The organism is Xanthomonas hortorum (assembly GCF_024339125.1).
In the GTDB taxonomy this organism is placed as follows: Bacteria; Pseudomonadota; Gammaproteobacteria; order Xanthomonadales; family Xanthomonadaceae; genus Xanthomonas; species Xanthomonas hortorum.
In genome coordinates this window covers 472,735-491,276 of record NZ_CP101417.1, presented here as the reverse complement: position 1 = coordinate 491,276, position 18,542 = coordinate 472,735, and the positions used below count along the sequence as shown (strand labels likewise).

The window sequence follows — 18,542 nt, the reverse complement described above, 5'->3', positions numbered from 1 at the left end:
TAGCACGTATGCACGTATGGACTGCATGACCATCACACAGACATCTCCCGCGTTGTCCGGGTACCGCCACTGGGTGTTCGACATGGATGGCACGCTGACCGAAGCCGTGCACGATTTCGCGTTGATTCGACGCGCGCTGGAGATCCCGGCCGAGGCCGACATCCTGCATCACCTGGCATCGCTACCTGCCGACCAGGCTGCAGCCAAACACGCATGGCTACTCGAGCACGAGCGTGAGCTCGCACGGACCGCACGCGCCGCGCCCGGTGCAGTGGAATTGGTGCGTGCATTGCAGGCGGCCGGATGCCAACTCGGCATGCTCACCCGCAACGCACGCGAACTGGCGCAGGTGACGTTGCAGGCGATCGGCCTGCACGATGCATTTGCCTGGGACACCATCGTCGGCCGTGATGAGGCCGCGCCCAAACCCGCGCCCGATGGCCTGCAGTATTTCGAACGACGCTGGTCGGTCGATGGTGCGGCATTGGTGATGGTCGGCGACCACCACAACGACCTGGCCTGCGGTCGTGCCGTTGGCGCCTGCACCGTACTGGTCAACACGCCGGGTGACCCCTGGCCTGGCTTTGCCGACTGGCGTCTGCAGGATTGCACGCAGTTGCTGATGCGGTGGAAAGGTTAGCGCGCTGTCTGCAAGCAGGCGGAAAGCGCGGATTCCGACGCCGCGCACAGACCAACCCACGCATGCAACGTCTGTCAGTCTTGTGCGAATGCTTCGGCTCATGGAGGGCGCTTGCACGCGTACCGGCGTGGGACACGCCGCAAGTACGTCCGTGTAGGCTCTTACGCGGCATCCATGCCGCGTAAGGTCCCACGCCGGTACGCGCGCAAGCGCCACCGGTTGTTGTCGGTGGTTGAAGGAAAAGCGGGGTCTGACTTACCTAACGTGCGTTGGAACGTGGGCAAAATCCAACCATCTGCACCACCGATGTAACAGCACGCCCGGTGCAAACTGTGCCAAAACCGTGACAGTGCACCTCGCTCAAGCGACTGCCATCACAGCAAAGCCCCACTGCCCCGACATGGTGCATCGCACCAGTGCACTGGCATGGCGTTTGCTCTCTTCTCCCTCGACGTTTCCGACGTCTGCGACGCAACTGGCTGCAACAGTGCCTGCGCTGCGGATGTTTCAACCGACTGGTTGTTCAATCGAAGGGGTAGACGCATATGCATCAATCTTCCTGTCGCAGCATTCGCAGCGGTGCGCTGCTCATGCTTGCGCTGAGCGCCGCGCTGTCCGGCTGTAAAAAGGACGCCGCCACTGAAACTGCAGCGCCCGCACCGGCAGCCGCGCCCGCCGCTGCGCCGCCGGCCGCCGCCGTGGTCGACACCGATGGCGAATTCACCACCAATGCCAGCAACCCGGATAACTGGGGCGGCATCGGGCGCGACTTCGCACTTACCCGGCATAGCCCGCTGGCCGAAATCAATCGCGACAACGTCAAGAATCTCAAGATGTCGTGGGAGATGAAGACCGATGCCACGCGCGGCCACGAAGGCCAGCCGCTGGTGATCGGCAGCATCATGTACATGGTCAGTGCCTACCCGAACAACGTGTTCGCCATCGACCTGGCGGCGCAGGACGACGGCGGCAAGGTGTTGTGGAAATACACCCCGCAACAGGACGAGCGCTCGGTAGCGGTGGCGTGCTGCGATACGGTCAACCGCGGCGCCTCGTATGCCGATGGCAAGCTGGTGTTCGGCAGCCTGAGCGGTGATGTGATCGCACTCGATGCCAAGACCGGCAAGGAAGTGTGGAAGCAGAAACTCGGGCATCCGGACAAGGGCGAAACCATCACCATGGCGCCGATCATTGCCGACGGCAAAGTGATCGCCGGCATCAGCGGCAACGAGTTCGGCGTGCTCGGGCGCGTGGCTGCCTATAGCCTGGCCGATGGCAAGCAGGTGTGGTCCTGCGATGCGGCCGGTACCGACAAATCGATCTGCCTGGGTGCGGATTTCAACAAGGCCAATCCGCAGCATGGTCAGCTCGGCGATCTGGGCGTCAAGACCTTTCCCAACGACGAATGGAAGCGTGGCGGCGGTGCGGCCTGGGGCTGGTATAGCTACGACCCGAAATTGAAGTTGCTCTATTACGGCACCGGCAATCCCGGCCTGTGGAGCCCGTCGTATCGCTGCGGCAAGACCTCGCAGGAGGAGTGCAACAACGGCGAGCATGACAACAAGTGGTCGATGACCCTGTTCGCCCGCAAGATCGATACCGGCGAAGCGGTGTGGGGCTATCAGAAGACCCCGTTCGACCAGTGGGATTACGACGGCATCAACGAGCCGATCCTGGTCGATCTGACCATCGACGGCAAGGAAGTTCCCTCGGTGGTGCAGTTCGATCGTAACGGCTTTGCGTATGTGCTCGATCGCCGCGACGGCACCTTGCTGCGCGCGCACAAGTTCGTACCGGCCAATTGGGCCGAACGCATCGACATGAAGACCGGCCGCCCGGTCAAGGTGGCCGCGCATTCGCCACTGGAACGCGGCAAGAAAGTGCAGGCGTTCCCCTCGGCAATGGGGGGCAAGGACCAGCAGCCGTGCTCGGTGGACCCGGCCAATTCGGCGGTGTTCTTCTGCGGCACCAACAACTGGCATATGGAGCTGGAACCGCAGGAACGCGGCAACACCATGATGGGTCTGCCCTACGTGTTTGCCAACGTGATGATGAAGCCCAACGAGCCGGGTGCACTGGGCATCGTCAAGGCATTCGATGTGGTGGAAGGCAAGTCCAAGTGGGAGATCAAGGAGAAGTTCCCGGTGTGGAGCGGCACCCTGGTCACCGATGGCGGGCTGGTGTTCTACGGCACGCTGGATGGCTGGTTCCGTGCGGTGGACAAGGACACCGGCAAGAAGCTGTGGGAGATGAAACTGCCCTCCGGCATCATCGGCAACCCGATTGCCTACAAGGCCAACGGTCACCAGTACGTAGCGGTGTTCTCCGGTATCGGTGGCTGGATCGGCTTGCCGGTGGCCGCAGGTCTGGACCCGGCCGATCCGTATGGCGCGCTGGGTGCTGCGGGTCTGGCATTCGGTGCCGGCTTCGACAAGATCCCGCTCGGCGGCATGGTGCACACCTTCCGCATCGATGGCGCCGGCAAGATCGTGACCGCCAGTGCCACCGCCACTGCGGCCGCAGGTGGCGGCACCGCCAACGCCGCAGCGAAGACCGCACGATGAGATCCAGGCAAGGCGTTGGAAGCGTGCACCGGCAGTTCGCTGCCGGTGCGCGTGGCATGAGCCGGCAGCTGCGTCAGCTGCTGGTGCTTTGCAGCCTCGGATTCGTCGCCGCAGGCTGCACACGCGAGCCGTCCTCACCGGCGGCTCGCGCTTCTGATTCCGGTGCGGCGCCCACAGCGGCGCCTGCATCCACTGCAGCGCCAGCCTCCGCGCAAACGCCGGCCAACACGCCGCCACCTGCGCCCGATCCCACTGTGCTGCGCGTCTGCGCCGACCCGGGCAACATGCCGTTGTCCAACAAGGCCGCCGAGGGCTTCCAGAACAAGATCGCGCAGGTCGTGGCCGATGCCATGGGCCGGCGCCTGGAATACGAGTGGCGCACCTACTACCAACGCGGGCTGGCACGCAGCACCATCAATGCCGGCCGCTGCGATGTGTTGATGGACCTCAACAGCGATTTCGAGCAGGGCCTGACCACGCGCCCGCTGTATCGCTCGGCCTATGTGCTGGTGACGCGCAAAGGTTTAGATCTGGTGCCGACCTCGCTGGACGACCCGGCACTGAAAAAACTGCGGCTGGGCGTGTTCCAGAGTTCCCCCGCACGCCAGGCCTTGTATGAGCACGGCATCAGCGGCGATGTGCAGTATCTGTTCTATGACTCGGCCACCGCGCCGGAAGAACATCCCGGCAAGCTGGTCGAACGCGTCGCCGCCAATGAACTGGATGCGGCCGAATCCTGGGGCCCGGTGGCCGGGTATTACGCGCAACGCAGCGGGCTGGGCGTGGTGCCGCTCAACACTATCGACGATTCGGTCTTGGAGTACTCGATGGCGTGGGCGGTGTCGCGCAAGAACGCAGACCTGCGCGATGCGTTGAACACGGCCCTGCAACAGAGCGCGGCAAAGATCGCCGAAATTCTGCGCAGTTACCACGTGCCGCTGGTGCGGTGTAGCGACTGCGTGGTGGCCGGCGATCTGGCATCGCACGGGCCGTATGCGACGCCGACGCCAGCGTCGAAGGCACCGAGCCCGGCCGCGTCGTCGCAGGAACCGGCGCAGCTGCAACTGCGCATTGCCGATGGTGCCGACCCGAACCAGGAACTGGCGCATGCGCTGGATGCCGGCGATGGCGTGCGCGCGGCGTGGCTGTTGCGGCATGGCGCCGATGCCAATCGTCCCAGCCTGCTCGGCGAGCCGCCGCTGCATCAGGCGATCCGCAATCAGGAACCGGATCTGGTCAGCCTGTTGCTCGATGCCGGTGCACGCCTGGATGCGCGCGATAGCAGCGGCTGGACCGCCTTGATGAAGGCGGCCTGGGCCAACGACGCCGACAGTGTGGCCAAGTTGCTGGGCAAGCGTGCACCGGTGGACACGGTCTCCAGCGACGGCTGGAGCGCGCTGGAGTTGGCGGTGTCCTACGCCGATGCCGGCGTGGTGCAGGCATTGCTGGCAGCGGGTGCGAATGTGCGGCGTGCCAATCCCACCGGGTTCACGCCGGTGATGTTTGCGGTAGCGCGTGACGACCCGGCGATTCTCGATGCGGTGCTGGCACGCGGGGCCGACGTCGGCCACGCAAACCAGGCTGGCGTCACCGCATTGATGCTGGCCGCAGCGGCCGGGCGCGAATCAGTGGCCAAGCGCTTGTTGGCGGCCGGTGCCGATCCTGCCGCACGTAATCGCGATGGCAAGACCGCCGCCGCGTTGGCGCAGGCACGCGGCGACACCGCGCTGGCCACGCTGCTCACGCAGGCCAGGCGTCCGTCTCGGCAATGACTTCGGCAATGACTGTGTCACCTGCCGCGTGCACGGGGTGCGCGGTGTTCCCTCCGATCAGAAAGGTTCGTTCATGCGCAAGTCCACTGTGGGTTGTTTCGATCGTTCCATGCGCGCACCGCTGTGCGCGTTGATGCTCAGCGTTGTGCTGGCCGCGTGCGGCAAGGAGGCGCCGCCGCCCGCTCCCGCATCTGAGGCGGCTGCTAATACCCCGGCCACCGGCACCGCCGCGCCTGCGCCTGCAGCGGCGACCGCCGGGGTGCCCAACCCGGCCGCCGGGCCCGCGCCGGATCCGGCCACGCCACCGGCGCCGCCGGCTGCGGTCGTGCCGATTCCGAAGGGACCCGAGGTCAAGGTCACGCCCGAGCTGATTGCCGAAGGCAAGAAGATCTATTTCTCGGCCGGTTGCAACGCCTGCCACGGCGGCACCGGTGGCGGTGGCATGTGCCCGCCGTTGACCAACGATATCTGGGTGTATGGCAGCGACGACGACACCTTGCGCGCGCTGATCAGCGAAGGCACGGCAGCGATGATCACCCACGGCAAGACCCGCGTCGGACATGAAAAAGTGGTCGGGCAGATGCCGCCGTTCGCGCCGGTGCTCAAGCCGGGCGACACCGAAAAACTGCTCGCCTTCATCCATTCGATCAACAAGACCGCGGGCAAGGCGCAATGAGGTCAGCAGCAATCTGTTGGCGGCGCGTCTGTGCAACAGGCGTGCTGGGCGCACTCCTGGCACTGGCGGGCTGCCAGCGCGACGCGGCTGCGCCTGCGTCGCGCGCTGCACCGGCGGCGGCCACGGCTGCTGCGAGTCCTGCAGATCCGGCAGCCGCTGCCGCAGCACCGCCGCCCTCAACGCCGCCGGTGTTTGCCTACGTGCCCAATCAGCGCAGCGGCACGGTGTCGGTGATCGACACGCACACCGACACCGTGGTGCGCACGCTCAGTGCGCAAGGGCAACTGGGCAAGCGTCTGCAGCAGCTGTTGCCGGGCCCGCACGGGCATCTGTATCTGATCGATGCCGAGCATCATCGTTTGATCGAACTCGATACCGAAAAAGACGCGGTGCTGCGCAGCGTGGAGATCGGCGAAAACGCCGAAGGCATCGCGTTGTCGCCGGACGGCAAACAGTTCGCGGTGTGTGTGGAAGGGCAGAACCAGGTGATGTTGATCGATGCCGCGCAGTTCAAGCTGCAGCAGGTGATCGCCACGCGCGGGCAGGCGCCGGAGCATTGCGCTTACACGCCGGACGGGCAGTGGTTGCTCACCAGCAACGAGGGCTCCAACGACATGGACATGATCGAACTGGCCACCCATCGATCGCGCGGTGTGGTCGCAACCAGCGGCCATCCGCGCGGCATGGCGTTCGCACCGGACGGGCACAGCGTGTACATCGCGCAGGAAACCGCCAACGTGGTGGACGTGATCGACCTGAAAACGCGGCAACGCCGCGCCAGTCTGCCGGCCGGCGTGCGCACCGCGGGGGTGGCGTTGTCGGCCGATGGCACGCGTCTGTACGCATCCAATGGCGGTGCCGGCACGGTCAGCGTGATCGACACCAAAAGCGCGCGCAGTCTTGCCGAAATTGCAGTGGGGCTGCGGCCGTGGAATCCGGCGCTGACACCGGCTGGCGACAAGCTGTATGTCGCCAACGGGCGCTCGAACACGGTGAGCGTGATCGACACCGCGACGTTGCAACAGATCAAACAGATCCCCGTCGGCGAATTGCCGTGGGGCGTGGTGATCGCGCGCTGAGCGGCGGCCATGCCGACGCGCGCCAGGGAGGCCGGATGAAGACACGCGCTGCGGTGGCATGGGGTCCGCACCAGCCGCTGACCATCGAAGAGGTGGACCTGCAGCCGCCGCGGCCCGGCGAGGTGCTGGTGCGCCTGGTCGCCACCGGTATCTGCCATGGCGATGCGCATGCATTGGCGCACGGGCACGCGGGCAGCTTTCCGGTGATCCTGGGGCAGGAGGGCGCCGGCATCGTCGAAGCCGTGGGCATCGGCGTCACCAGCGTGCGTGTCGGCGATCACGTCATCCCGCTGTACATGCCCGAATGCGGCGTGTGCAAGTTCTGTCGCTCCGGGCGCACCAACCTGTGCCAGGCGATCCGCAGCAGCCAGGAGCGCGGGCTGATGCCTGATGGCAGCAGCCGGTTTTCGTTGAACGGGCGGCCGATCCTGCATCACATGGGCACCAGCACGTTTTCCGAATACACGGTGTTGCCGGAGATCGCGGTGGCGCGTATCCATCCGGATGCACCGCTGGATCAGGTCTGCCTGCTCGGCTGCACGGTCACCACCGGTGTCGGTGCGGTGCTCAACAGCGCGCATGTGCGGCCCGGCGATTGCGTGGCGGTGTTCGGGCTGGGTGGGATCGGTTTGTCGGTGGTGCAGGGCGCGGTGCTGGCGCAGGCCGGGCGCATCATCGCAGTGGATATCGATCCGGCCAAGTTCGCGCTGGCGCGTGCGTTGGGCGCCACCGATTGCCTGGATCCGCGCGACTACGGCGCACCAATCCAGCAGGTGATTGTGGACCTCACCGACGGCGGCGCCGACCACAGTTTCGAATGCGTCGGCGATGTCGGCGCGATGCGCGCGGCATTGGAGTGCTGCCACAAGGGCTGGGGCGAGAGCGTCATTCTCGGCGTGGCCGACGACGCGCAGGAAATCAGCACGCGCCCGTTTCAACTGGTGACCGGGCGGGTCTGGCGCGGCAGCGCATTCGGCGGAGTAAAAGGGCGCAGCGAGCTGCCCGGCTATGTCGAGCGCTATCTGCAAGGCGACATCCAGCTGGCGCCGTTGATCACGCGCACATTGGCGTTGGACGACATCAATCAGGCGCTGGCGGATCTGCGTGCAGCGCGCGGTATCAAATCGATCGTGCTTTATTGAGGGAGACGACATGAGGTCGACGCATCACTTACTGGGGTATCGCAGCACACCGCCGCTTCGCGCCGCACGCCATGGCCGCGATGCATTGCAACGACATCGGCTTGCCTGCGCCTGCGCAGCGCTGCTGTGCGCTGGCACGCTCGGCACTGCAATGGCCGAAGACGCGCCGCAGGTGACCTGGCTGGACCGCATCGAGGTCACCGCCACGCCGATTCCCGGCACCACCATCGACGCGGCGCAGTTGCCGTACATGGTGCAATCGGCCACCAATGGCGAGCTGTCGCGCGGGCGCAGCAACAACCTCAGCGATCTGCTGCAGCGGCGCTTTGTCGGTGTGGACGGCAACGATGTGCAAGGCAGTCCGTTCCAGAACGATCTCACCTTCCACGGCTTTCGCGCGTCCGCCTTGCCGGGCGCCTCGCAAGGGGTATCGGTGTATCTGGATGGCGTGCGCTTCAACGAACCGTTTGCCGATATCGTCAGCTGGGACATGCTGCCCGAGTCGGCAATCAACGCGGTGACCTTGATGCCCGGCTCCAATCCCTTGTTCGGGCCGAACACGCTCGGTGGCGCGGTGGTGTTGTCCACCGCCTCCGGTTTGACCGCACCTGGATTGCAGGGCGAAGTGAGCATCGGCAGCGGCGCACGCAAGCGGCTGGACGCCAGTTACGGCCTCGCCAGTCAGGACGGGTGGCATGGCTTTGTCGCGGTCACCGGCTTCGACGAAAACGGCTGGCGCGATGCCTCCGAAGGTCGCCTTGGCACGCTGTTCGGCAAGGTCGGCAAGCAAGGCGAGCAGACCGATTGGAGCCTGTCGGTGCTGCACGGGCGCAGCCGCTTGATCGGTAATGGCCTGTTGCCGGATACCAGCTACACCGACGAAGGCCCTGTGCCCGGCTTGTATCGCGCCGACCGCCGCTCGGTGTACACCTCGCCCGATCTCACCCGCAATCGCAATACGTTGTTCACCGCACAGCTGGACCACCGTTTCGATGCGGACACCGCACTGCATGCACTGGCTTATTCGCGCGTGGGCCGGCGCGATACCGTCAATGGCGATATCGGCGAGGACTACGAAGAATTCGTCGAAGAATGCGCATCGGGTTATGCCGCCGATGGCAGCGCACTGGATACCGATTGCGATGTGGCACGCGCCGATGCCGATGCATTGCCCAGCGGCGCGCTCAACACCACCCAGATGCGTCAGGAGGCGCAGGGGCTTGCGCTCAACCTGAGCAAGCAATGGGGCGAGCATGCGCTCAGCGCCGGCGTCACCTTTGATCGCGGCCATGTGCGTTATCAGCAATTCGCCCGCGATGGTTGGGTGCAACCGGACCGCTCGGTCGCTGCCGATCCGGATGCCGAGCGCGCGTTCTTTTCCGGCGTGCGCGGCAGCACCAAAACGCTGGGCGTATTTGTTGCCGACACCTGGGCAGTGGACGATGCCACCCATTTCACCGCTGCAGTGCGCTGGAATCATGTGGTGGTGGACAACATTCTTTCCACCGCCGAAGACGGCGACCGCCCGCGCGAGCGCTTCGTCTACGCCAAGGCCAATCCGTCCCTGGGTTTGACCCACCGGCTCGATTCCGGGCTGACGGTATACGGCTCGGTCGCGCAAAACAGCCGCGCCCCAACGGCAATCGAACTGGGCTGCGCCGATCCCACCCAGCCGTGCCGCTTGCCGACCGGCCTGCAAGCCGACCCGCGCCTGGAGCAGATCATTTCGCGCACCTACGAACTTGGCGCGCGCTGGACGCCGTCGGCCAACACCAATGCCACGGTGTCGGTGTATCGCGCCGACAATCGCGACGATATTTTGTTCTTGCGCGCGCCGGATACGCAGTTGGGTTACTTCGACAATGTTGGCCGCACCCGGTATCAAGGCGCGGATCTGTCGCTACGCCTGCGCAGCGGCGATTGGCAGTGGTCGGCCGGCTACAGCTTTCTGGATGCGACCTATCGCAGCGATGGCGAATTGCTTTCCGGCGAGCGTGTAATCACCTTGCGTCCCGGCTTACGCATCGCCGCATTGCCGCGCCACAACCTCAAGCTCGGGGTGGAATGGCAGCGCGATGCGCTGACCTTGGGTGCCGGTATGCGTGCGGTCTCCGGCCGCGTGGCCAGCGGCAATGAAGATGGCCAGGTCGACAACGCCGAAGACGGCGAGCCCGCACCCGAGCGCATCGACATCGGTACCGCCGGCTATGCGCTGGTAGACCTGCAGGCACGTTGGCAATTCAGTGACCGGCTATCGCTGTTTGCCCGCGTCGACAACGTCTTCAACCGCCGCTACGCGACCTATGCGGCAGTGGCCGAAGACGTGTTTCCCGATGGCGAACTGGCGCGCCCGCAGGATGCACCAGTGGAAACCGGCCCGGCGCGTTTTCTTGCGCCGGGCGTGCCGCGGCAGTATTTGATCGGATTGCGTTGGAATCTGTAGCGCATTGCATGCGTCCGCCATGGGCCGTCAGCCCCGGATAGGCGCGCTAGCCGGCCGACCGCCCAAGGCGTCAGCGACGATATCCGACCCCGTACTGAAAGAACGTGGGTGTCTGGCTCACCACTACGTCCAGTCCTGCAGCGCTGCACGCGGCCTGCAATTCGCTGGTCGCGTAGTAGTTCTTGACGATCGTGCTGACGTTGCCATTGCGCAGGCGGCGCTGCATCAACTGGCCTTCCACGTCCACGACGTGCGGCGACAGCGCCTCGGGTTTGGGGAGATTGTCGATAAAGAAGAACTTCCCGCCCACATCCAACGCATCTGCTACCTTGCGCAGGAACTGCGGCAACAACTCGCGTGGTACGTGCGAGACCCAGAACGCGAATACCACTGCATCGTAGGTCCGCGTGGCTTGCCATTGGAAGAGATCTGCCTGCACCGTACGCACCCGCGGGTCACAGGTTGCCGGATTGAACTTCAGCATCTGCGCCGATCCATCGACCAGGGTCAGTGAGCGTGCTTTGGGCAGCAACTGGACGCTCCAGATGCCGGTACCGGCCGCCAGCTCCAGGATGTCGCCCTCCAGCGCAGCGGTATCCAGTGCGTCCTGCACGCGTGCGGCCTCCTCGCGCCACCTGACATTAGACGCATCACCCTCATCGAAGGATCCGCGACGGAACCACCAGTCGTCGTATTCCGCTGCGCGGTCGTCGTAGTAACGTTGTTGTTCGATTAGTACCGATTGCCATTGCGTCATGATGTGTTCCTGGTCGTGGGAGGTGGCAATGGAAGGCAGCAGCGTGTGGCCTGATGCCGTCAGGCCGCCTGCAATGCCTGGAAGCGATGCTGGCCCTGGCGGATAGCTGCGATGATGTCGGCGGTCGAGCACATATCCAGCACCTTGGGATACTCCAGGATAGTTGGTGCTACGCCCTGATCGAGTAGGAGTTTGTTCAAGCACAAAAAGCCAATCGTACGAATGTTGGCTTCGGCGAACAGATGGTGCTGGTTGAGCTGCTGACAGCACTGCGCGATGGCGTGCATCGTCGCATCGTCTAGCTCGGCACGCTGGCGGCAGTTCGAGGGCGGGGGCACCTGAGCGGCATATTGCGACAGGATGTCTTGTGCCTTGTCGAAGCACAGAGCGGGACTGCGCGTCTGTGCGAGCAATCGTCCGGGTTGTCCGCGCGTTGGCGGTTCGACCTCGATCCAGCCGTCGGTGGCGGCCGCGGAGCGGTGAAACTCTGCTAGTCCCTGGGCCGAGCAGTTGCGCCCCAGGCTTAGTGCAAATTCGACCGGCTGCGCTCGGTAGCCCGACTGGAACCGCTCACGCAGCGGAGGCGAGCTGCGTTTGAAGACATCGGCCACCGCAAGGTCGTGCAGCTGGCAGAGCAGATGCGCATCCAGGATCCGATCGTGTGCTTCCATCAGAGCACCGAAGGCGCGCAGGCAGCCAACCATATAGCCCAACTCGTTTTCGAAATAGTATTTTCCCCACGACGATTCATGGCATTCGCCATCCATGAACAGATAGGGGATGGCAGCATCGTGATGCGCCAGTTGCCAGGTTTCCGGAAGCCTGTCCCGCGATGCCACGATTTCGACCTGCACGCGGACAGCATTGCGGATGCTCAGAACGCAAGGCGCAGCGCCAAGCGTGTCCTCCACCCAGGCGAGCAGGGCGGCGAGCGCGTCGGCTTCGGTGGTGTGCAGCGGGCGTGCCAGGCGGACATCGAATATTGCTGCATTCACCGCGTTCAACAACCCTGCCGCCATTGCATCGGCATCGCCGTTGCGCACGGTGAGCGCAGCGGGCGCGACGTGGCCCAACGCGTGTGCCAGCGCTTTCAGGCGCGCTTGGGTATCGCCAGTTTGCGGATCATCGGCCAGCAGCGCGGCGCGGGCCTGCGCGTGTGCGTGCAGGAACTGCTGCATTGCCGCGTCGCCGCGCTGCTGAAGCTGTTCTGCGCTGAACTGGCGACGATAGACGATGCCATCGGACAACGCGTCGTAGCACAGCTCGCCGCCAAACGATTGGGACAACGCTTGCATCTGCGCTGCAGGCAGAGCATCGCGGCCCACTATTCCGGTTACCCATGCGGTCCAGCGCTGTCCCGCAGGCATATCGATGATATGCACCACTGCTGAGGCGGTTAGCACGGTCCGCTGTTGCTCGATTGTGCGGTCAGGGTGGTCGAGTCGTGACAGTTGCAGGCGCAGGGGGCGTACGGCAGGCATCAGCAGAACACCTTCCATAGTGTCACCAGTGATGCGGACAACATGACCAGGCCGAAGGCCCGCTTGAGCTTGCGTGTGGGCCAGCGGTGGGCGGCAGAGACGCCTGTGGGCGCCAGCAGCGTGGCAGGCAGCGCCACCGCAATGGCGGCTGTCCAACACACCAGCCCGACCAACCCCCGGCTGTCGTCCATTGCAGGCACCGGGCCAAGGACGAAGGTGAGAGCACCGATCAGGGAGATGGCCAGCCCGACCGCACTTCCCACTGCGACCGCGTTACGCATCTCCAGGCGGTCGTGCTGGGCGAGCACGTACGGTACGGTGAGGCTGGCGCCGCCGACGCCGGCTGTCGCGCTGAACAACCCGATCAATCCACCGATCAGACGCGCCGGCATACGTGTGGCGAGGGTGTGTATCGGCGGGTCGTCAGGCGGCACTTGCATTCCCGCGCCTCGGATCATGCGTAGGCCGAAATAGGCGGCATACGCACTGAAGATCGCCGCTACCCAGACGCCGTGGATGCGGCCTGCGATGATCGCGCCGATGGCGGCGCCGGCGCCGGCGGTCGGTGCCAGCCGTACCGCCCAGCCAATCGGAAGCGCGCCGCGTCGATACTGCGCGATCACGGCACTGGCTGTGGCTGGAATGGTGGCGGCCAATGCAGTGGCCACTGCCACCTGCGGCAGGACGGCGATGTCTATCCGGAACCGCAGTGGTAACAACACAATGAAGACCGGCACCATCAGAAAACCGCCTCCCACGCCGAGCAGGCCGGAGAGGAATCCGGACAGCATACCGGTCAGAATCAACAGCGGGTAGATCCAGCCCATGCTGTCCATCAAGCCACCGTCCTTTCGCCCCAGGGAAGCGAGTAAGTTTTGACGTTGGTGTAGGCGGACATGGCTTCCAGAACGCCTTCTTTATAGCCCAGCCCAGAGCTCTTTATGCCGCCAAACGGAGTGGACTCGAGTCTAAAGCCCGGCACCTCGCGTATGTTCACCGATCCGGTCTGCAACTCGGCCACGCAGCGCTGTATGTAGTCCCAGCGGTTGCTGCACAGCGCCGACGATAGTCCAAAGTCGCTGGCATTGGCGATCCGGATTGCATCGTCGATCGAGTCGATGCGAATGATCGGTGCCACCGGTCCGAACGTCTCCTGCTGCACCAGCTCCATGGTCGGCATGACGTGGTCGACGACCGTGGGGAGGTACTGCGCGCCGTTGCGCCGATGTCCGCACAGGACCTGGGCGCCAGCGGCGGCCGCTGCATCGACGCGGCGTTCGATCTGCGCGGCTGCCGCATCGTCGATGACGGTACCCAGATCCGTCTGTGGATCGAACGGATCACCCACCTTCAGTCCCTGCGTGGCCTGCACCAGGCGCTCCACGAACGCATCTGCGACCTGCCGATGCACCAGCAATCGCTTGATCGCGGTACAGCGTTGCCCGCTGTTGCGATAGGCGCCGGTCACTGCCAGCGAGACAGCTTCGTCGAGATCGGCATCTTCCATCACGATCATCGGGTCGTTGCCCCCAAGCTCCAGCACCTGTCGTTTGTAGACGCAGCGGGCAGCGATCTGCTTGCCTGCGGCGACGCTGCCGGTGAAGGTCACCAGATCCACCTGTTCGCTGGTCAGTAGCGCGTCTCCGATGACCTCCGGTTTACCGGTGATGACCGTCAGCATCGGTCCGGGAAGCCCCGCATCGGTAAGCAGATCGGCAAACAGCAAGGCGGTCAGTGGAGTCTTCTCACTGGGCTTGAGGATCATCCTATTGTTGGTTGCGATGGACGGCGCGATCTTGTGTGCCACTTGGTTGAGTGGGTGGTTGAACGGTGTGATCGCCACGATCACACCAAGCAACGGGTCGCGCTGTGTGTAGACGCGTCGTTGCTGTCCGCTCTGGGTAATGTCGCATGCGTAGATGTCGCCATCGTCGATCAGCACCTGATGCGCTGCCGTGCGAAGCACCTCTGCGGCACGGCCGACTTCGTAGCTGGCATCGCGCACGCATAGCCCGCTCTCGGCCACGATCGACTGCACGAATGCAGCGGTGCGTGCGATCAACAGATCGCGCGCGGTCAACAGGATCGTATGCCGCTGATGGCGGGTGAGCGTCGCACGGTAGGCGTACGCCTGGGCGAGTGCAGATCGCACGTCTTCGGCCTGCGCCAACGGCACCGTTCCGACCAGCGCCCGGTCGTACGGGAAGCGCACTTCCAACCGATCGGTAGCGCCATCAACCCGTGCACCGGCGATTCGCCATTGCTCATGTCGCAATTGCATCTTGCCCACGTCGGCTCCTTCTTCTCGGTCAATGCATCTGTGCATGGGCGCTGTGAGCATCTGCATCAGCAGTGATCGGCACTGCATGCGACGGTGACGCAGCGCTTGCAGCCGGCGCGGCATCGACCACGCCCCGGAACCAAAGCTCCACGTTCATCAGCATCCACACCTTCTTGCCGTAGAAGTCGTAGTCCAGCGATTGCGGATGCGACAGGAAATGCTCCAGCCGTTTGGCATCGAATAGCCCGCGCTCGCGCGAGCGCTGGTCGAGCAGGATCGCTTTCGCGTCGTCGAGCATGCCGGCCTTGAGCCAGTCGTCTAGCGGAGTGGGGAATCCCATTTTCTTGCGCTGCGCAAGATGCGGCGGCAACAGGCGTTGGGCGGACGTGCGCAGCAGATATTTGTTCTGATCCAGCACTTCGGATGCGTTGAATGCCGAAGTGCCCAGTGCGCGGACCAGCGCTAGCGGGGAGCGCCATTTCATCTTCAGACGATGCGGCATATGGACGAACGTCTCCACGAGCTCATGATCGACAAAAGGTACGCGTCCTTCCAACGACGCGAGCATTCCGATGGTGTCCACCTTGTCCAACACGCATCCCAGATGGATTTTCTGGAATACATGCAACACCCTGTCGTGTGGATCACAATCGCGGGTTTGCTCGAAGGCTTCTTCGAACGGGGCCAGCGTTTTGCGGTCGCCGTTCAGACGGCTGCGTACATCAGGAGAGAACAGCGCCATCTTCTCGTTCAGTGGCATCCAGTGGTAAACGTTGAAGAAGTGCTCGATCTGCCGTGCGCACCCGAGGTTGCTGACAGGTCCATACGGGTCTCGACCCAGCTTGCTCAACCATTGCGCCGCCGGGCCCAGTACGCGCCGCGCCGCTGCAATCTTCTTCCAGTCGAATGGCGAGCGCATGACCCGCCCGTAGCCGCCGAAAAGTTCGTCCGCGCCATCGCCGCTAAGGGCCACTTTGACGTGGCGACGAATCTCCTTCGAGAGCTTCAGTCCTGCCACCATCTGCGGAATCATCAGTGGGGCATCGCACTGCACGATCAGTGGTGCCATGCCGTCGATGTATTCCTTCCGGTCGATCACCAGATGGGTATGTTCGGCGCCGACCGCAGCAGCGGCCTCGGCCGCATAGGCGCCTTCGTCGTAGCCGTGCGTGCCATAGCCGACCGAAAAGGTCTGCGGAGGCGATGTCATATGGCGGGCCATGAGCGCCACCATGATGTTGGAATCCAATCCGCCGCTCAGGTAGGCGCCGAGTGGAACATCCGACACCAGGCATCGCCGCACCGCCGCGTCGAGCTTCTCGGAGAGCACCTCCAGCCAATCGGCTTCACTCCTGCCTTGCTCCGGCATAGGCGTGGGCAGCGCCCAGTACCGGTGCCGGTGCACCTGTGCCGGCGTAACAACCAGCATCTCGCCGGGCAGCAGCTTGTGGACGCCTTCGAAATAGGTGTTGTCCCACACCGGCTGACGGAAGCTCAGGTAGCTCGAGATGCCGTCCAGATCGGCACGCCGTTCGAATCCGTGATGCTGGAAGAATGCCTTGACCTCCGAGGCGAACACGAAATCCGAGCCAATCTGCGTCCAGTACAGCGGCTTAACGCCCAAGCGGTCGCGCGCGAGTGTCAGTGTGCCCGTGCGTGGATCCCAAGCCGCGAATGCGAACATGCCGGACAACCGCTCCACGCACTGCGCACCCCAATGGATGAAGCTGCGCAGTAACACCTCGGTATCCGAACGCGTCCGGAACTGCGCGCCTAGCGCTTCGAGTTGTTGGCGCAATTGCTTGTAGTTGTAGATCTCGCCGTTGAACACCAGCGCCACGCCGGTATGCTCGTCGATCATGGGCTGATGGCCGCCCGGTACGTCGATAACGCTGAGCCGCCGGAAGCCCAGACCGACCGGGCCGGAGAGATGGATGCCTGCGTCGTCCGGACCACGGTGCACGATGGTCTGGTTCATCGCATGCAGCATGTCGTGTTGCTCGAAACGTGCACCGTCACGATGAAAGATACCTACGAATCCGCACATGGTTTTTCCTTTAAACAGGCACTGCAGGCGCAGGCGTGGAGGATGCGATGGGAAGCCGATGGGCCTTGCGCAGGTCGTCCTCACAGTCGATTTCGATCCAGCGACGACCGCCCATCCACACGATCAGCGCAGGAGATGCCACCGGCAGTTCGGGGATGACGCTGGTGTAATACGACTGCTGGAGCTCGCCCCGACGGACGCGTTCGACGATGCATTCGCCCAGCGCGGACGCGGCGCGCGCACTGAAGCGGGCGATGCCGATGAAATTGCCATCGCCCTGCTCCACGGCGATATGGCTACCCAGGTCGACGAGTCGCTCGCCCTGTGCCAGTACCCGCATCGTGCCTTCAAGGCAGGCGCGCCCATCGGCCAGCACAGCGATCTCCGCCTCGGTGTTGACCAGATCGCGCAGCGCATCGCTGTCGACCCAGACATCGGCGAACAGAATCACGCATGTGCCGGAAAGCAATGTCGCGAAGGCGGCCAGGGTCCAAAGGTTGTTGGTGTCCGCAAAGCCGGGATACACGTGACGATGGACATGCGGCGGCAGTACCCGGGCCACGTCGTCGCTGCGGTAGCCGAGTATGACGTGGATGTCATCGACGCCAAGCGTTACGAGCGCATCGATCTGATGCTGGACCAGATACTTGTCCCCCAGTGTCAGCAGGCACTTGGGCAGCTCGGTCTGCGCTCTGAGCCGGCTGCCTGTTCCAGCGGCCAGGATGATCGCCCTCATGGCAACGTCTCCTCAGGAAGAGGGTCCAGCAAGCCCAGACGCACGCATTCGTCCTGGACCTGCGCACTTTCCAGGATATTGACCTTGCGTAGCGTGCCGATGCATGCTCTTGCCGCCTCACGCCGGACCTGCGCCAACTGCTGCGGCGAGTAGCAGTCGTTGATCACCTCATCGGTTTGCGCTTCGTTCAAGCCGATATCGTGCAACTGACCTCGCACGGCGACCAAGTCGGGATCGGTGAAGATTGCAATGAACGAGGGTAACAGCGGGCCGATGCGACGCTTGAGTCGCTCGCTCAACTGCGGCCAGGCATGGGCGATGAAGCTCGCAAAGAAACGGTGGTGTCTACTCTCGTCTTCCGCATGGTCTTTCATGACTTGACGTACTGCGTCGATCACCCGCGGATCCCGAGGGATTTCGACCAGATTCCTGGTGATCAGTGTTTCGGAAATCGAGCAGAAGAACAGTGGCAGCAGCTCGGCGGTGGAGGGATCGGCGCGCGCAAACTCGCGTTGCAGGCGTTGATAGAACGCAGGAATCTTGGCCGATGTTCCAGGGATTGCAGTGTGGGCCTGCACCAGGCGCGCCAGATCGGCGGTGAGTTTGCCGTGGTAGGACTCGTCCACCAAAATGTTCCAGGCGTCGGTGACCATGCCCTCTGGAAGTTCGAATCCGCTGTCGCCGCGCGCGATCCGATATACCGCCGTGTTGACCACCTGATGTTCCAACACCTGTGTGAACTCTAGGTTGTTGTACAGCGCCTGCGCCAACAACCAGCGCAAGGCGTCCGGACCCTGCGCCTGCACAAGATGATGGCGATGACACGACACCAGTTCGGGTGTGAAAAGCAATCCGTGTTGCCAGTCATTGGCGTCGGGTGCGTACATCGGTAGCGGGCCGCGTACCTTCGCGTGGCGCGCCCAT

Annotated in this window: 14 protein-coding genes; 7 read left to right on the top strand and 7 right to left on the bottom strand. The window is 63.9% G+C overall.

What is annotated here, in order from left to right; all coding sequences use genetic code 11:
• Positions 1–16: 16 nt before the first annotated feature.
• The 7 genes from NMB96_RS01960 to NMB96_RS01930 all read left to right on the top strand — a co-directional run bounded on the left by NMB96_RS01960 (position 17) and on the right by NMB96_RS01930 (position 10,316).
• Positions 17–640: an HAD family hydrolase gene (locus NMB96_RS01960; RefSeq protein WP_043889446.1), complete on the top strand. Its 624-nt coding sequence runs from the start codon at positions 17–19 to the stop codon at positions 638–640.
• Between the two features lie 545 nt (positions 641–1,185).
• Positions 1,186–3,204 carry a methanol/ethanol family PQQ-dependent dehydrogenase gene (locus tag NMB96_RS01955; protein WP_023905176.1) on the top strand — a complete coding sequence of 673 codons (2,019 nt, stop codon included), beginning with the start codon at positions 1,186–1,188 and terminating at the stop codon, positions 3,202–3,204.
• Entirely contained in the window at positions 3,201–4,976 is a 1,776-nt protein-coding gene (locus NMB96_RS01950) for a quinoprotein dehydrogenase-associated putative ABC transporter substrate-binding protein (RefSeq protein ID WP_023905175.1), read from the top strand. The genes NMB96_RS01955 and NMB96_RS01950 overlap by 4 nt, the downstream gene beginning before the upstream one ends.
• A gap of 37 nt (positions 4,977–5,013) precedes the next feature.
• Positions 5,014–5,652: a c-type cytochrome gene (locus tag NMB96_RS01945; protein WP_023905174.1), complete on the top strand. Its 639-nt coding sequence runs from the start codon at positions 5,014–5,016 to the stop codon at positions 5,650–5,652.
• Positions 5,649–6,731, top strand: coding sequence for a beta-propeller fold lactonase family protein (locus NMB96_RS01940; protein ID WP_255086092.1), 1,083 nt, complete (start codon positions 5,649–5,651; stop codon positions 6,729–6,731). Before NMB96_RS01945 ends, NMB96_RS01940 begins: the two co-directional genes overlap by 4 nt.
• A gap of 35 nt (positions 6,732–6,766) precedes the next feature.
• Positions 6,767–7,873 (top strand): S-(hydroxymethyl)glutathione dehydrogenase/class III alcohol dehydrogenase, encoded by a 1,107-nt coding sequence (locus NMB96_RS01935; protein ID WP_104549630.1) that lies wholly within the window; start codon positions 6,767–6,769, stop codon positions 7,871–7,873.
• A 151-nt stretch (positions 7,874–8,024) separates the two neighbouring features.
• Complete coding sequence (locus NMB96_RS01930; protein ID WP_255086918.1) at positions 8,025–10,316, top strand: TonB-dependent receptor; 2,292 nt, start codon at positions 8,025–8,027, stop codon at positions 10,314–10,316.
• Positions 10,317–10,386: 70 nt separating this feature from the next.
• Here NMB96_RS01930 and NMB96_RS01925 read toward each other — a convergent pair whose 3' ends face one another.
• Genes NMB96_RS01925 through NMB96_RS01895 form a run of 7 tightly spaced genes read right to left on the bottom strand, consistent with a single transcriptional unit; the run spans position 10,387 to position 18,505 of the window.
• Complete coding sequence (locus NMB96_RS01925; RefSeq protein ID WP_255086089.1) at positions 10,387–11,073, bottom strand: class I SAM-dependent methyltransferase; 687 nt, start codon at positions 11,071–11,073, stop codon at positions 10,387–10,389.
• Positions 11,074–11,132: 59 nt separating this feature from the next.
• Complete coding sequence (locus NMB96_RS01920; RefSeq protein ID WP_255086087.1) at positions 11,133–12,572, bottom strand: hypothetical protein; 1,440 nt, start codon at positions 12,570–12,572, stop codon at positions 11,133–11,135.
• Positions 12,554–13,390 carry a sulfite exporter TauE/SafE family protein gene (locus NMB96_RS01915; RefSeq protein ID WP_255086086.1) on the bottom strand — a complete coding sequence of 279 codons (837 nt, stop codon included), beginning with the start codon at positions 13,388–13,390 and terminating at the stop codon, positions 12,554–12,556. Before NMB96_RS01915 ends, NMB96_RS01920 begins: the two co-directional genes overlap by 19 nt.
• Positions 13,390–14,958: a phosphonoacetaldehyde dehydrogenase gene (gene phnY / locus NMB96_RS01910; RefSeq protein WP_255086084.1), complete on the bottom strand. Its 1,569-nt coding sequence runs from the start codon at positions 14,956–14,958 to the stop codon at positions 13,390–13,392. The genes NMB96_RS01915 and phnY overlap by 1 nt, the downstream gene beginning before the upstream one ends.
• On the bottom strand, positions 14,864–16,882 hold the full coding sequence (gene asnB, locus NMB96_RS01905; protein ID WP_255086082.1) for an asparagine synthase (glutamine-hydrolyzing): 2,019 nt from the start codon (positions 16,880–16,882) through the stop codon (positions 14,864–14,866). Before asnB ends, phnY begins: the two co-directional genes overlap by 95 nt.
• A gap of 10 nt (positions 16,883–16,892) precedes the next feature.
• The gene (locus tag NMB96_RS01900; RefSeq protein ID WP_255086080.1) at positions 16,893–17,618 is read right to left on the bottom strand and encodes a phosphocholine cytidylyltransferase family protein; all 726 of its coding nucleotides are present in this window, start codon (positions 17,616–17,618) and stop codon (positions 16,893–16,895) included.
• The gene (locus NMB96_RS01895; RefSeq protein WP_233366533.1) at positions 17,615–18,505 is read right to left on the bottom strand and encodes a diiron oxygenase; all 891 of its coding nucleotides are present in this window, start codon (positions 18,503–18,505) and stop codon (positions 17,615–17,617) included. Before NMB96_RS01895 ends, NMB96_RS01900 begins: the two co-directional genes overlap by 4 nt.
• Between the last annotated feature and the right edge of the window lie 37 nt (positions 18,506–18,542).